Origin of the sequence: Cnuella takakiae (genome assembly GCF_001953305.1) — a bacterium.
GTDB lineage: Bacteria > Bacteroidota > Bacteroidia > Chitinophagales > Chitinophagaceae > Flavisolibacter > Flavisolibacter takakiae.
Window position 1 is genome coordinate 4,365,289 of the sequence record NZ_MTFE01000010.1, and the last position, 15,246, is coordinate 4,380,534.

The 15,246-nt window shown below is 50.3% G+C and carries 15 protein-coding genes; 3 read left to right on the forward strand and 12 right to left on the reverse strand.

Translation table 11 applies throughout. The features are described 5' to 3' along the window. Positions 1 to 20 precede the first annotated feature (20 nt). The 3 genes from BUE76_RS18740 to tgt form a co-directional block, all read right to left on the reverse strand. A complete protein-coding gene (locus tag BUE76_RS18740) occupies positions 21 to 1,346 on the reverse strand; it encodes a citrate (Si)-synthase, eukaryotic (protein WP_073045707.1) in 1,326 nt (441 codons plus the stop codon). Between the two features lie 110 nt (positions 1,347 to 1,456). After that, the gene (locus tag BUE76_RS18745) at positions 1,457 to 2,542 is read right to left on the reverse strand and encodes an LptF/LptG family permease (RefSeq protein WP_083596630.1); all 1,086 of its coding nucleotides are present in this window, start codon (positions 2,540 to 2,542) and stop codon (positions 1,457 to 1,459) included. Between the two features lie 228 nt (positions 2,543 to 2,770). After that, on the reverse strand, positions 2,771 to 3,910 hold the full coding sequence (gene tgt / locus BUE76_RS18750) for a tRNA guanosine(34) transglycosylase Tgt (protein ID WP_073045704.1): 1,140 nt from the start codon (positions 3,908 to 3,910) through the stop codon (positions 2,771 to 2,773). Positions 3,911 to 4,251: 341 nt separating this feature from the next. On the opposite strand from tgt, the gene BUE76_RS18755 reads away from it, so the two are divergent. Continuing rightward, positions 4,252 to 5,337, forward strand: coding sequence for a glycosyltransferase (locus BUE76_RS18755; RefSeq protein WP_245798399.1), 1,086 nt, complete (start codon positions 4,252 to 4,254; stop codon positions 5,335 to 5,337). Positions 5,338 to 5,514: 177 nt separating this feature from the next. Further along, entirely contained in the window at positions 5,515 to 6,162 is a 648-nt protein-coding gene (gene rsmG, locus BUE76_RS18760; protein WP_073045698.1) for a 16S rRNA (guanine(527)-N(7))-methyltransferase RsmG, read from the forward strand. Between the two features lie 323 nt (positions 6,163 to 6,485). On the opposite strand, the gene BUE76_RS18765 is transcribed toward rsmG, so the two are convergent. The 8 genes from BUE76_RS18765 to BUE76_RS18800 form a co-directional block, all read right to left on the reverse strand. Next, on the reverse strand, positions 6,486 to 8,426 hold the full coding sequence (locus BUE76_RS18765; RefSeq protein ID WP_073045695.1) for a M1 family metallopeptidase: 1,941 nt from the start codon (positions 8,424 to 8,426) through the stop codon (positions 6,486 to 6,488). A gap of 139 nt (positions 8,427 to 8,565) precedes the next feature. Next, positions 8,566 to 9,018 (reverse strand): PepSY-like domain-containing protein, encoded by a 453-nt coding sequence (locus tag BUE76_RS18770; protein ID WP_083596629.1) that lies wholly within the window; start codon positions 9,016 to 9,018, stop codon positions 8,566 to 8,568. A 188-nt stretch (positions 9,019 to 9,206) separates the two neighbouring features. After that, a complete protein-coding gene (locus BUE76_RS18775; protein WP_073045690.1) occupies positions 9,207 to 9,401 on the reverse strand; it encodes a hypothetical protein in 195 nt (64 codons plus the stop codon). Between the two features lie 9 nt (positions 9,402 to 9,410). Further along, positions 9,411 to 9,935, reverse strand: a complete 525-nt coding sequence (locus BUE76_RS18780) for a hypothetical protein (RefSeq protein ID WP_073045687.1) — start codon at positions 9,933 to 9,935, stop codon at positions 9,411 to 9,413. 105 nt (positions 9,936 to 10,040) lie between these two features. Next, the gene (gene rsmI, locus BUE76_RS18785; protein WP_073045684.1) at positions 10,041 to 10,709 is read right to left on the reverse strand and encodes a 16S rRNA (cytidine(1402)-2'-O)-methyltransferase; all 669 of its coding nucleotides are present in this window, start codon (positions 10,707 to 10,709) and stop codon (positions 10,041 to 10,043) included. Between the two features lie 178 nt (positions 10,710 to 10,887). Then, positions 10,888 to 11,133, reverse strand: a complete 246-nt coding sequence (gene purS / locus BUE76_RS18790) for a phosphoribosylformylglycinamidine synthase subunit PurS (RefSeq protein ID WP_073045675.1) — start codon at positions 11,131 to 11,133, stop codon at positions 10,888 to 10,890. Between the two features lie 168 nt (positions 11,134 to 11,301). After that, complete coding sequence (locus BUE76_RS18795) at positions 11,302 to 12,159, reverse strand: CDP-alcohol phosphatidyltransferase family protein (RefSeq protein ID WP_245798398.1); 858 nt, start codon at positions 12,157 to 12,159, stop codon at positions 11,302 to 11,304. Between the two features lie 84 nt (positions 12,160 to 12,243). Beyond that, a complete protein-coding gene (locus BUE76_RS18800) occupies positions 12,244 to 13,530 on the reverse strand; it encodes an aminopeptidase P N-terminal domain-containing protein (protein ID WP_073045673.1) in 1,287 nt (428 codons plus the stop codon). Positions 13,531 to 13,844: 314 nt separating this feature from the next. Here BUE76_RS18800 and BUE76_RS18805 point away from each other — a divergent pair, with 314 nt between their 5' ends. Then, the gene (locus BUE76_RS18805; RefSeq protein ID WP_073045670.1) at positions 13,845 to 14,429 is read left to right on the forward strand and encodes a DUF922 domain-containing protein; all 585 of its coding nucleotides are present in this window, start codon (positions 13,845 to 13,847) and stop codon (positions 14,427 to 14,429) included. A 176-nt stretch (positions 14,430 to 14,605) separates the two neighbouring features. Here BUE76_RS18805 and BUE76_RS18810 read toward each other — a convergent pair whose 3' ends face one another. After that, complete coding sequence (locus tag BUE76_RS18810) at positions 14,606 to 15,238, reverse strand: deoxynucleoside kinase (protein WP_073045667.1); 633 nt, start codon at positions 15,236 to 15,238, stop codon at positions 14,606 to 14,608. Between the last annotated feature and the right edge of the window lie 8 nt (positions 15,239 to 15,246).

The window sequence follows — 15,246 nt, forward strand, 5'->3', positions numbered from 1 at the left end:
TTTCAGGGGGGACAGGGGCATTACTCTCCCCAAATCTCGCCTTCGCCTTTGATCCATTCTTTCACCAGGTCGGTGGTTACGGACTTGGGACGCTCGATGGCAAAACCAAGGGCACGGTCCCAGATGAGGGAAGCCAGTACACCCAGGGCACGGCTTACGCCAAACAGAACGGTGTAAAACTCGTATTCCACCATGCCGTAGTGTACCAAAAGGGCACCGCTGTGGGCATCCACGTTGGGCCAGGGGTTTTTAATTTTACCCAGGCTCTGCAAAATGGGCGGAACAGCATCGTAAATATTCCAAACGGTTTGCACCAGCGGGTCGTCGGGCATATGCTTTTTGCCAAACTCCATTTGTGCGGTAAAGCGGGGATCGGTTTTGCGCAGCACCGCATGGCCATAACCGGGAACAACTTTTCCGCTGCTCAGGGTCTTTTGCACATATTCCGCAATCTGCTCTTTGCTGGGTGTTTCGGTACCCAGTTCTTCACGCATCTCGAAAATCCATTTGATCACTTCCTGGTTGGCCAGGCCGTGCAGGGGACCGGCAAGGCCGTTCATACCGGCGGCAAAGCTCAGGTAAGGATCGCTAAGGGCCGAACCTACCAGGTGGGTGGTATGTGCCGACACATTGCCGCCTTCGTGGTCGGCGTGGATGGTGAGGTACAGGCGCATCAGCTCTTTGAAGCCGTCATCGCTGTAACCCAGCATGTGGGCAAAGTTACCGGCCCAGTCGAGCAGGCCATTGGGCTGGATATGATCGCCGCCCTTGTATTTGCGGCGGTAGATATAAGCGGCAATGCGGGGCAAACGAGCGATAAGGTCCATCGAGTCGTCGAACACCGCATCCCAATATTCCTTTTTATTCATGCCGTCGGCATAGCGGCGGGCAAAAGAGCTTTCCGTTTGCAGGGCCATTACTCCCACCACAAACTGGGTCATGGGATGGGTATTAACCGGCAGTGCTTCGATGGTATCGAAAACGTGGTTGGGCACATGGCTGCGGCGTTGCCACAGCGCAGTGATGTGGTGGGCATCCGCATCGGTGGGCAGGTCGCCTACCAGCATCAGGTAAAAAAGCCCTTCGGGCAAGGGCTCGGAGCCGCCTTCGATTTTGGGTAAAAGGTTCTGGAGCTCGGGAATGGAATACCCGCGGAAACGGATACCATCCTGTGCATCCAGCAGGGAGGTTTCGGACACCAGGCCGGTGATGCCGCGCATACCCTGGTAGATCTGGGAAAGCTGTACTTCCCCTATTTTCTTACTGCCGTGTTCTTTTAAAATATCCTTGATCTCTGCTGCCTGGTCATCGGCTTTTGCTTTGAACCGTTCTTTTAACACACCCATTTGATGATTTTATTATCCTGGAAGAAGGGTTTACCTAACCCCCTAAAGATATGTATTGACAGTGAATTGCATTTGCAAAAATAAAGGCTCACAAACCCCTTCCTTCTTTTTCACTTGGGTGCTTTACGGTAAATGTAAAGCGCAACAAATGAGAAGAATATATTGGGCAGCCAGGCAGCCAATAATGGTGGCAGGTTGCCTTTGACTGAAAACACCGTGGAGAAACGATCCGATACAATGAATACGGCTGCAATGATGATTCCAATGGCCAGGTGCAATCCACTTCCGCCCCTGTTCTTCCGGCCCGCTACAATGGCACCAATAAGGGTAAGCAGTACCACGCTAAAGGGCGTGGCCGATCGCCTGAACTTTTCCACCTTCAACGCATTCAAACCTTCAGTACCCCGCAGTTCCTCCACTTTGATATAACGGGAAAGATCAGGTGTAGTCATCCGGTCCTTGGCGTAATCATCTTTCCGGAGTTCTTCGGGATGCAGGTTGAGGGGCATGCGCATGGAGTCTTTAAATACTACCTGTTCGCCCATGGTACCCAACTTACGTTCTACCACGCTGGTGAGCAGCCATTGGTTGCGGGTAGTATCCCACTGCATGCGGCCGGCCCTTACATTGTACACCAGCTTACCACCCTGTATGCGGTCGAGGAAAAAATTGCCTGCCGTTTTGGTCGTGGTATCGTAGTACTTAACGCCGATATAAGTATTGGTATCAATACGGAGGTAATGGGCTGGCTGCAGGCCCTGGTTGCTGTTGCCTTTTCCCAGGTGTTTTACTTCAAAAGTGCTCCGCAGTTCGTTGGCTTTTGGAATATAGTACTGGTTGGCTACCCATAATCCTGCCCCGAAAAAAATGCCACCCAACAAATAAGGGCGCAGCCAACGGTTGAAACTGACACCCGCCGCAAGGATGGCAATGATCTCGGAGCGGAGCGCCATCTTGGAAGTAAAGAAGATAACCGAGATAAAAACAAACAGCGGGTATAGCAGGCCCCAGATAAAAGGCACAAATCCAAAATAGTACTGCCGGATGATCTCGCCGGTAGACAAACCGGTATTCACAAAATCATCGGTTTTCTCGCTGCTGTCTACCGCAACGGCAATTACCGTAAACAACAACATCGAGAAAACGAAGGTGGTGATGAACTTGCGTAATATGTACCAGTCGATCTTTTTGATCATTGCAGTGCGAAGTAAGGAGTTTTAAGGGTAACAGAAGGTTAAGGGTTTGGAGTTTGGGGTTTGGGGTTTGGAGTTAAGAGTTTGGGGGTTGGGGTTAAGCCTTTGAAGAAACAGTTTACCTGAAGTAGCCACATGCATCTCGCTTCAGTATTTGAAATACCAGAATTCGTTAGAACAGTTCATTCCAAAGAACACCAAACCCCAAACTCCTAACTCCAAACCCCTAACTCATAATCTTGTTTTCAACACCGGCACCAGCTCGTTTTTCCAGCTCATAAAATCACCGGCAAGGATATGCTTGCGGGCTTCGCGTACCAGCCACAGGTAGAAAGCAAGGTTTTGAACCGAAGCAATGGTATAACCCAACAACTCGCCGGCCTTGAACAGGTGCCGCACATAAGCCTTGGAGTAGTATTGGCTCCATTCGTTTTCAAGCCCCGGGTCGATGGGTGAAAAGTCGCGCTCCCACTTTTTATTATCGATATTGATCACGCCCTTTGTTGTAAACAACATGGCATTGCGGCCATTGCGGGTAGGCATTACGCAGTCGAACATGTCCACACCCAGCGCAATATTTTCCAAAATATTCCAGGGTGTACCCACTCCCATCAGGTAGCGGGGTTTGTCCTTGGGCAGGTGCTCGCAGCAAAGGGCCGCAATTTCATACATCACTTCCTCGGGTTCGCCCACGCTCAATCCGCCAATGGCATTGCCGGTAGCGCCTTTGGACGCTATGTATTCGCAGGAAGCCTTGCGCAGGTCGTGGAAAACCGCCCCCTGCACAATGGGAAACAGGTTCTGCGTATGACCGTATCTATCAGGTGTGTTATTGAAATGATTCCAACAGCGGTCCAGCCAGCGGTGGGTCAGGTGCATGGAGTTCTCCGCATACTTAAAGGTGCTGTTGGCAGGCGGGCACTCATCGAAAGCCATCATGATGTCGGCACCGATGCTGCGCTCGATGTCCATCACCTTTTCAGGAGTAAACAGGTGCTTGTTGCCATCGATATGGCTGCGGAAGGTCACGCCTTCCTCATTGATCTTGCGGGTGCCGGCCAGCGAAAAAACCTGGTAGCCGCCACTGTCGGTGAGGATGGGGCGGTCCCAGTTCATCAAGCGGTGCAGCCCACCTGCCGCCTCCATGGTTTCCATGCCAGGCCGCAGGTACAGGTGATAGGTATTGCCCAAAATGATCTGTGCCTGCACATCCGTCTTCAGCTGCTGCTGGGTCACCCCCTTCACGCTGCCCACGGTGCCCACCGGCATAAAGATGGGTGTCTGGATGGTACCATGATCGGTGGTGATGGTGCCTGCGCGGGCTGCAGAGGCGCTATCGGTATGTTCGAGGTTGAATTGTAAGGCTGCCATAAAGGGCGCAAAAGTAATCGCAGATTGTGGGATTGGGGAAGGATTTCGCTGATTGCAACATATAGATGATTGGATTGGGCGGGGATTTAACAAATAGATGCATTACGTTCAATACCTACTCATAAATTGGAAATAAAAAGATACCGCATATAGGAGCGGTTTAGCTCACTCTTTATCATGGCACAAAAGCCTACCGTTTTTATCTATTCATTTCAATTCATCATTAAAATCATAGGGGCTTATCAACTTATTGTTCCCAATCAGCGAAATCCTTCCTTAATCCCATCATCTGCGATTACTTTTGCCCACCTATGCCGCCCCTGGGACTACTACTTTTTATCTTGCTGACACTGGTATGCCTGGTTCAACTATACTATTACGGTTATTTTTTCCGCAGGCTGGCCTTTTATAAAGAGCCTGCACCGAGGCAGCAATCATTACAACACCCCGTATCGGTGGTGATCTGTGCCCGTGATGAAGCAGGCAATCTTACCCGCAATCTGCCGGGTGTGCTGTTGCAGCAATATCCCACTACCAATGAAGTGATTGTGGTCAACGACAACTCCGTCGACGAATCACGGTACGTACTGGCCGAACTGCAGAAAACTTACCGCAAGCTCCAGATCATTGAGCTTACGCAGGAAGCCAAATTGATTGACGGCAAGAAGTTCCCCCTCTCAATAGGCATCAAGGAAGCCCGCCACGAAGTGATGCTGCTTACCGATGCCGATTGCGTGCCCGCCACCGAACACTGGATGTTTCGGATGCAGGATGCATTTGCGCCGGGTATAGAAGTGGCCCTGGGTTATGGCGCCTACCACAAACAACCGGGTGTCCTCAACAAATTAATCCGCTTTGAAACCTTTCATACCGCCTTGCAGTACCTGAGTTATGCCCTTGCGGGCAAACCTTATATGGGCGTTGGCCGAAACCTGGCTTATCGCAAGGGCACTTTTTTGCGCAACAAAGGTTTTGCTTCCATCAACCACATTCCAAGTGGCGATGACGACTTGTTTGTAAACAAGGTGGCCACAAAAGAAAATACCACCGTTGTGATCGACCCGGATGCCTTTACCCTTTCGGCGCCCAAGCAAAGCTGGACCGAATGGCGCAAGCAGAAAGCAAGGCATTATACGGCAGGCAAGTATTACAAAGCCGGTCACAAAGCGCTACTGGCAACTTATACGGCAACTTTCCTGCTTTTCTATCCCCTGTTTATAGCTTCGCTGCTGCTTTTTGACTGGCGGCTGGCCCTGATACCGTTCCTGTCTCGCCTCATCGTTCAGGGAATTGTTTGGAAAAAAGCCATGACCCGCCTGCAGGAAGCCGACCTCTTCGCCATCTATCCCCTGCTCGACTTGTGGATGTTTTTTTACTACCTCGTATTTATACCTACGCTGTGGAAGAAGCCGGGGAAGTGGAAGTAAAGCCCACCCCAACGGCCCTCCCCAACCCCTCCCGTTGGAAGGGGCTTTGATTGCCGACAACACTTAGCTTCTTGTTGTCATTTGCTCATAATTAGAGCACCAATTGCTGTGGGGTACTTAAGCCCCTCCCTTCGGGAGGGGTTGGGGTGGGCTGCCTTTCCTATCTTCGCAGCCGTTATGGATATCCTCCTCAAGTATTTCGCCGACTTTAGTGAAAAGCAGCAGCAGCAGTTTGCTGCTTTGAACGCCTTGTATAAAGACTGGAACGCCAAGATCAATGTCATTTCCCGCAAGGACATTGATTCCTTATATGAAAAACATGTGCTCCACTCCCTCGCTATAGCAGCGGCTTTTGATTTTCCCAAAGGCAGCCATATCATTGATATTGGCACCGGTGGTGGCTTCCCCGGTGTGCCCCTGGCCATCTTCTTCCCGGAGGTGCGTTTTCACCTGGTGGACAGCATCAACAAAAAGTTGAAGATCATCGATGCAGTGAAAGAAGCCATTGGGTTGGATAATGTCACCACACAACATTCCCGTGCCGAGGACATCAAGAATATCAAGTTTGACTTTGCCGTTTCCCGCGCCGTTGCGCCCTTGAAAGACTTGTGGGGCTGGGCCAAGCCTTTGCTCAAAAAACGCGATTTTACTGTGGAAGCCGATGGCGGCTATACCGTTTTCCGCTCCGGCCTGATCTGCCTCAAGGGCGGTGACCTGGCGCAGGAAATTTTTGAAAGCGGCACCAAACCCCAGATGATTGAACTGAGCCGGTTGTTTGAAGAAGAGTACTTTGAAACGAAGTATATGTTGTATGTGCCGGCATAAACACCCCCTGTCCCCTAAAGGGGGAACTTAGGTCGAAGCAATTTATAGTAGTTGATAGGGTCCTGTTAATTGAGTTTTGATGGGAACACGGATTGAACGGATAAAACAGATTTTCGTTCTTATCTGTTTCATCCGTTCAATCCGTGTTCCTATCCCCTTGCCGAAGAGCGATGAGCAAGTACAAGTGTGCGACGCAACCAGGTTTCATAGTAGTACAATAGCCTGGTTCATTAAACAACAAAGCCACTCCGGATAGAGTGGCTTTGTTGTTTAAAACAATGTATGACCTAAGTTCCCCCTTTAGGGGGACAGGGGGTGTGGTATTACCACTGCAACTCCAGCTTATTATTCTTTCGCTCCAAATCAGCCATGCGCTGGCTGGGATCGATTTCCACACGAACAATGTCGGTCAGCTTGCGGCTGGTGCTGATGGTGTAAGTAGGATGGGTCCATTTCCACGACTCATATACCTTGCGGCTTTCCTGGCCGGCTTCGGCGGGCTTGCTGCCAAACATCAGGTACATGGGTACATAATGCCATTCGCTGCTGCCATCCTTGAAGGTGATCTTCACATCCATGGGCATGGGCATCTGGCCAATGCGGCGCAGGCGCACCTGGGTGGCATTACCTTCTTCCCACAGGCTGTCGATACCGTAGTCGATGGTCTTGGTGCTGTTTACAAAATATTCCTTGTACCAGTCCAGCACCAGTCCGCTTTCCTTTTCCGCCAGGCGCACGAAATCATTTACGTTGGGATGCTTGAAGCGCCACTGGCGGTAGTACTCCAGCAGGATGCGGTCGCGAACGGGTGCGCCCACTACATAACCCAGTTGCTCCATAAATACATTGCCCTTGCTGTAAGAGGCAATGCTATACGCAAAGTTGGTATTGAAATGATCGGCATGGGTGGTGAGGGGTTCTTCTCGGCCGCTCTTTACCAGTTGGAAATAACCGCCATAATTACCGGCATGGTACAGGGGCAGTTCGGCAGTGGCAATAGAGTCACTTTTACGTGCTTCGGCAGGATTGCTGGTACGCATTTGCTTCACGCCTTGCTGGCGGTAAAACTCTTCCACTAGGTTGGTGGCATACTCCGTAAAGCCTTCATCCATCCAGGGGTACTGGGCTTCATCGGTGCCCATCAAACCCTGGTACCAGGTATGCATCCACTCGTGGAAAGCAGTACCCAGGCTTGAGGAAGCCAGCATGGTACTCATGGGGTATTCCATACCACCATCCCCGCCGTGCAGGAAGGAGTACTGCTGCCAGGGGTATGCACCGAAGTTCTTTTTAATAAAAGGGTAAACCGTTACAGCGGCATCGGCTATACGGTTCCAGGCCGCATCTTCTGCAGGGTTGTTTGCATTGTTTTTATACAACACATGGATGGTAGGGCCATCGGCCATATCGCGGCTGATGTGTTTGTAGTTGGGATCGGCGGCCCAGGCAAAATCGTGCACATTGGGCGCTGTAAAGTGCCAGGCCAGTTTGGCACCCGCCGGGCGGGTAACCTTTGCACCTTTAGCCTCATAACCATAACCAATGCTGTTGGCGTTTTGCAGGTAACCGGTACCACCCAGAATATAGGTCTTGTCGATATTGATGGTCACATCGTAATCGCCCCACACACCGTAAAACTCACGGGCAACATAGGGGTTGGGATGCCAGCCATCATAATCATATTCCACCATCTTGGGATACCACTGCGTCATGGTGTAGCGTACGGTGGTCTGCGGGTTGTCGCGGCCACTGCGGCGTACCTGCAGGGGCACCTGTGCATCCCATGCCAGGTCAAACTGCACCTTGGTTTTGGGCAGGATGGGTTTATCTAAAATCACTTCCAGGATGGTTTCGTGCAGTTTGGTTTTCTGCACCCGGCCATTCAGCTTGATGGTAGCTACATTCTGGTAGCCCACTTCATCAGGCTTGAGCTTGGAGATGCGGTCGCGTACGCGGGCATCCCAGTCGCCCACATCATTGCCGTTGCGGTCTTTGCGCAAAGACACGGAACCCTGGCGGAGGCTGCGGGCATCCATCATGCTACCGGGCTGAAACGCATTCCAGTACAGGTGAAAAAACACACGATCCAGTGTATCGGGCGAATTGTTCCAATAATCGAGTTGGGTTTTACCGGCCAGCTTATTGGTTTGTACATCCACATCTACATTCATGGTGTACTTCACCTTTTGCTGCCAGCGGTCGGGCTGGGCCTGCGCTACAAAAGCAGCAAAAGCCAGCAAAAAGAAAAACGATCTTTTCATCATGTGAACGGCTGAGTTTTAAGGAGGGCTAAATTTCGGTGAAACCCTGTTAGGAGAAAAACAAAAGTTTAAAGCAACCGGGTTAAAAAGAAAAAAGCTGCATCGCTGCAGCTTTGAAATAAGGTAGAATCAAAAAGTGGTGCTAAAGTGTGATGGTTTCACTCACCAGTTTGCCGGTACCGGTAAAGAACAGGTACTTCTTCTGTACTTCGTTTTTTTGCACCTTAATGCGATACAGGGTTTTGTTTCCAGGGCGGGTGATGATCTTGGTTTCGGTTACCTCCCACTCATCGCCGCTGTACTTGCTTTTTTCAAATCCATCCTGCACATCGGCTTCCAGCTTTTCAAACTCCCAATCCTGCTCAGTCTCGCGCCACATGCCCTTGTTGTTGTAGCTGGCTACTTTCTTATTGCCGCCTTCGGCAAAATGCACCTGCACGCTTACAACCTTGTCCAGGTACTCGGGCGACTCTGCATTTGGGTATTGGGCAGCAAAGGCTTCCTTCACAGCAGCCGGTATCTCACGTAATTGGGCAAACGAAAATTGGGAAACGGCAATGGTCAATACGAACATCAAAATTATTCTGCGCATCATGGTCCGGTGGTTTGATTCAAAAAACGAAGAAAAGGCAGAAAAATTTTAAGGAGTGTTAAAGTGATTTCGAAGGAGGGATTTCGGCAGTTGCTTATAGGTGGGATTACGTTGAAGGCTTAGCGGAGGGTTGAAGTTCAGGGTACCTCAGTTTAGCTTATAGGTGAGGTCGAATGCATTACAGCAGCTAATCATCTATCCTTCAGCCCGCCTTTTGCCAAACCGCTGTCGGGCGAAGTGCTTCCTTTGGATGATTGCTTGGTGGTCTTACGAGCCACCTTCTTCTGCTTGTCAATCTTGATCCAATCGCTGATAAGGGCAAAGTCCTGCTCTGTCAACTGGCGTCCGGTAGTTATAAAATCTACGTTCTTCGCTTCTTTGATCATAGCTGTAATTTACTGATTTTGTGAAAAATACCGTGTCACCAACTTGGCCGCAGCACGTGTGTCAATAGCCATAATATTGCCAAAAAGTACAGTTGCTCCCAATGACTGCCGATAGTGCTCGATCAACCTGCTCTTACTCTCAAAAGAAACATATCCGTTATATCCCATTTCAAAGGAGTACTTACAGGCAAATGCCACCAAATTACCTGGCACACCTAAATAGACCTTTTTAGCACCGCGGTTGAACTTGGCACTTTCAATCAATGCCATAAAAATGTGGTCGCCCCGGTCTTGTAACGAGACCAGTCCTTGAATGATGTCGGGATTCCCTTTTATGACCAGCTTGTAAATTTGCCGTTCAGGCTGCTTTCCTTCTCGTTTCCAATCGAAAAGCCATTCTGCTTTTTTAAGCTTACGCCGGTCAGTTTCGGTCAGTGGAAGTACATCAGTTTGGAAGAGGTCACCGGTAATAGCGTTTTCTACAGATCGGGTCAGTTTATCAATTTTAATGTCGAAGGGCTGATCCTTAGGCATATTCTAATGTAGCAAATCTTGCTTACGGACTCTTGCAGATCGCGGACGCCGCATTTCGCCCAACATTACCCTTTGCTACTTCCCGAAACCCCACATCCGACATTCCTACATCTCCTTGCCGCCCACTACCAGCACTATCTCTCCTTTAACCGTTTTCTGGCGGAAATAATCCGCTACTTCCTTCAGGGTGCCGCGTTTGGTTTCTTCAAACATCTTGGTGAGCTCGCGGCTTACGCTGCAGGGGCGGTCGGGGCCAAAGTACTGGGCCAGGTCGTCGAGGGTTTTTACCAGCCGCATGGGCGATTCGTAAAATACGAGGGTGCGCTCTTCCTCGGCCAACTTGGTAAAAGCGGTATGCCGGCCTTTTTTCAAGGGCAAAAAACCTTCGAAGGCAAATCGGTGGATGGGCAGGCCGCTGTTGACCAGGGCGGGCACAAAGGCTGTGGCGCCGGGCAGGCACTCTACCCTGATGTCCTGTTCGGCACAGGCCCTTACCAGCAGAAAGGCAGGATCTGAAATACCGGGTGTACCGGCATCGGTAACCACGGCCATCTTTTTACCGGCCAGCATCTGGTCTACCAGGTGCTGCAATACCTTGTGCTCGTTGTGCTGGTGAAAAGGGCTGAGCGGCTTGTTGATATTATAATGATTGAGCAGCCGCGACGAGTTGCGGGTATCTTCCGCCAGGATCACATCCACTTCCTGCAACACTTCCAGTGCGCGGAGGGTAATGTCTTTCATATTGCCGATGGGTGTGGGAACAAGGTAGAGCATAACAAGTACGAAGTACAAGGTTAGAAATACGAAGTTGGGACAATTACCGGCAATTGCTGGTATGAAAAAAGGCAGCCGAAGCTGCCGGGAATATGAGATTGTTTGCGTGGTGCAAAAGGGAAAGCTGCAAGCTTTTAGCTACAAGCTACAAGTGAACTTTACCGCGATGCAAGACTGCTTAACCTACAGTGATTTCGTAGTACTCCATCACCTGGTTGGCCAGCAGTTTCCTGGCAGCTTCATCGGCTACGGCTTTGGCGGCATCTTCGCTGTCGGCCTCTACCTGCAGGGTAATGTTTTTGCCTACCCGAACGTCGGCAACATTTTTCAAACCCAGGTTCCCCAGGCCGCTCATTACGGCTTTACCCTGTGGATCGAGCAGTTCTTTCAGCGGCATTACTTTTACCTGTACAGTGTAGGTCATAGCTCTGTATTTAGCGATTGGTGGTTTAAAGTTGCGCAAACCTACGAAAGAACCGGGAACCGCAGATTTGTATGATGGAAAATGATTGATAGGATACAGTTCCCTGCTTGTATCCACCGTTTGTTGGCCCCGAATGTTACCTATTGATAAACGCCAACAGCTTCTGCTCTAAACCTTATTTACACTTTGATGTATGGCTTTTTCTTCTTTACTGAAAAAAGAAATCACCAGGTACAGCACAAAGATCACCGGAACAGCAAGCCATTTCAGGATGACAAGGGCTACCAGTGATACTGCCAGCAGGATGTATTTCAGCAGATTGTTCTGGAAAGAAAAATCGCTGAACTTAAGTGCCATGAACCGGCGGTTGCAGGTCATGAGGTAGGCCAGCACCAGAATCACCGCATAAAGGAACCATTGGTTGATGAACAGCTGCTGGATGCCGAATTTGTCGAACCATATAATAAGCGGAAAGGAAGCCACGAACAAGCCGGCTGCAGGCGAAGGCACGCCGATAAAGCTGGTGCTTTGGTTGGTGGCAATATTGAACTTGGCCAACCGCCAGGCCACCGCTCCTGAAAACAGGAATGCAGGCACAAAAAGCAGCATGGAAGTATCCAACCCATTTTCACCCTGCGCATAGGATAACCGCAGCAACTGGTAGAGGATCATTCCGGGTGCCACACCAAAGCTCACCACATCACTCAGCGAATCGAGTTGCTTGCCCATCTCCGAACTGGCCTTGAGCATACGCGCCAGGAAGCCGTCCAGGAAATCAACAACAGCAGCAGCAAAGAGAAAGATGGCACCCCAGGTCATTCTTTCGGGCATTACCACTTGTGTAGCACCGGTATTTTCCAGCACCACAATGGTTTCACCGGTTTGCAGGATGAACACAATAGCAATACAGCCAAACACCAGGTTGAGCAGGGTGAAGAGATTGGGGATCTGCCCAACAATACCCCCTGTCCCCCTGAAGGGGGAACTTAGGCCGGAATTACTGCTATTTTTATCACTTGTATCCAAGACAATATTTTTTAGATGAACGCTTACATTTAAACCGGGTTGTTTGACCTAAGTTCCCCCTTTAGGGGGACAGGGGGTGAGGTTTTATTTCATCTTCGCCTCTATCTCCTCCACCGTAATAGGAATACCGGTGAACAGGTCAATGTTCCCGTTTTCGGTGATCCAGAAATTGTTCTCGATGCGGATGCCCATACCTTCTTCTTCGATATAAATACCGGGCTCAATGGTAAAGAGCATACCAGCCTGGATGGGTTCGGTGCGGGTACCCAGGTCGTGCACATCAATGCCCAAGTGGTGTGAAATACCATGATACAGGTATTTGCGGTAAGCGCGGCTGTCCCTGTCTTCATTCTTCACATCGCCTTCGCTGAGCAGCCCGATTTTTACAAACTGCGTCGTGGCTTCCTCGCCTACTTGATCGGTATAATCCAGGATGGAGATGCCGGGCTTCAGGATGCTTTTGGCGTAGTTGTGCAGGTGCAGGCAGGCATTGTACACCTCGGCCTGGCGCTTGGTGAACTTGCCATTCACCGGAACGGTGCGGGTGAGGTCGGCAGCATAGCCGCCATAGTCGGCGCCAAAATCCATCAGGATCAGTTCACCGTCCTTGCACTCCTGGTTGTTGCTTACATAGTGCAGGGTGCGGGCCCGGTCGCCGGAAGCAATGATGCTGCCATAAGCCTGTCCGCTTGCCCGCTGGCTGAGAAAGGAATGCAGGATTTCCGCTTCTATTTCATATTCCATCACACCCGGCTTGATAAAGCGCAACAGGCGGTCGAAGGTATTGCCGGTGATCTCGATGGCTTTTTTTACCACCTCGATTTCCATAGGCGTTTTGATGGCCCGCAGGTCTTTCATCAGCCTGGCTGCCCGCTCGTAGTTGTGCAACGGATAGCGGCTGCGCATATCATCCACAAAGCGGTAGTCGCGGGTACGCAGCAGGCTTGCCTTGCGGTCGTTCTCGTTGGTATCGAGGTAAATATTGTCTGCCAGGTGCACCCAGGTTTGGAGCATGGCATCGAGGGTGTCCAGCCACACAATGGATTGGATACCGCTGATGGCCGTTGCTTCCTCGCGGCGCAGGCGTTTGCCATCCCACTTTTCCTTTAGCTCGTTGGGGCGTACCAGCACCAGCACTTCCCGGAACTTGGGATCGGGGTTATCGGGGAAAAGCACCACCATCGAATCTTCCTGCATGATGCCGGAAAGCCAGTACAGGTCGCTATTCTGGCGGAAATGAAACAAGGCATCCCCGTTGGTAGGCACTTCATCGTTGCTTACAAAGATGGCAATGCTATTGGGCTTCATGCGTTCCACAAAACGCTGGCGGTTGGTGATAAAGATCTGCGGGTCGAGGGGCAAGTGCTTCATGCAAACTATGTTTATCCTGCCGGGCAGGGTGATGATTCAAGGTTGAGCAAAGTAAGGGAAAAGGATGATTGGGTATTAGGAATTGGGTATTGGTGAGTAGTGATTGGTGATTGGTGATTTCATTGGTGGGCAAAAAATCATCCCCGCAGAAAGGGGCTTCGCCGTACAAAAATCCATGCTTAACGTTTTTTAGCAATGCTTTGAATTGCGAATGAATGGCTGTGCTTAATTTAGGGCAACAGCAAAAGAAAAAGCCACCTTTCCAAGCTGTTGTATCCTTTTTTTTGAAAAACCACCAATCGTCACCACCGGCTATGAACCACCTCATTCACCTGTTTACCGCACTGCTCTTGCTGTTGCAGTACCATGCTGCACCGGCTGCCTACAATTCAACTCCCAAGCACGTTGTATTTAACGACGGCGAAGACGAAGAACACCTGCCCTGGCGCTTCAACCGCAAGCTTACCTGGGAAGACTTCAAGTGTGTCCCGGTTCGCAATACAGAAGCCGTAGCACTTACCAGCACCTCGCTCGGCATTACCTACAAAGTGAAGAACCGCCAGTTTATTTACGACATCAACTGTGCCTTTGCCAAGCAGCACTCCTGGGGCCTGATGAAAACTCCGTACATACTAGCACACGAGCAGGGCCATTTCGATATCACCGAGATTTATGCCCGCAAACTGCACCAGCAACTGCAGGATTACCGTTTCAACGAAAAGTCTTTTAAGCAGGACATCAGTAATATTTACCAGCAAATTGTAAAAGAGAAAGAAGCCTGCCAGGAACGCTACGACCATGAGACCGATCATAGCCGTAAAAAGGTAAGGCAGGAAGAGTGGCAGGTGCGTATTGAGGCTTTGCTGGAGGATACCGATGGATACCGGAATTATCCGTAATACCCCCTGTCCCCCTGAAGGGGGAACTTAGGTCAGACATAACTATATACAACAGCGCCCCTCCAAAGCAGAGGGGCGCTGTTGTATATTAAAACTTCGCGTTAATGCATGTTGCAGATGGAGCAGGCACTCTGGCCTAAGTTCCCCCTTCAGGGGGACAGGGGGTGTCGGGTTATTTAAAACAACCCATACAATTCCGCGTCAATAGCATTGATGATCTTACCCAAGTCTTCGGTGTTGTGGGGAAAACGGTTATCGTCTACATTGATGATAAGCAGTGGGCCTTCTTTGTAACCATCAATGAACTTATTATAATATTCGTTCAGCCGCTTGAGGTAGTCGAGGCGGATATTCTCTTCGTACTCCCGGCCGCGGTTTTGAATCTGGCCTACCAGGGTAGGCACAGAGGCCTGCAGGTAGATCAGCAGGTCGGGCGGCTGCACGGTAGACTTCAGTGTTTCGAAAAATGAAAAGTAGTTATCAAAGTCACGTTTGCTCATCAACCCCATCTCGTGGAGGTTGGGCGCAAAGATCATTGCATCTTCATAAATGGTTCGATCTTGAATTACCGTTTGCGAACCACGATGAATCTCAATCAGCTGGCGGATACGGCTGTTCAGAAAGTATATCTGCAACTGGAAACTCCAGCGGGGCATGTCTTCATAAAAGTCGTTGAGGTAGGGATTATGATCCACATCCTCGAAGTGGGGCAACCACTTGTAATGCTTACTCAACAGCTCGGTAAGGGTGGTCTTACCGGCACCTATGTTGCCGGCAATGGCAATATGCTTTGGTTTTTTATTCGGCATAAATAATT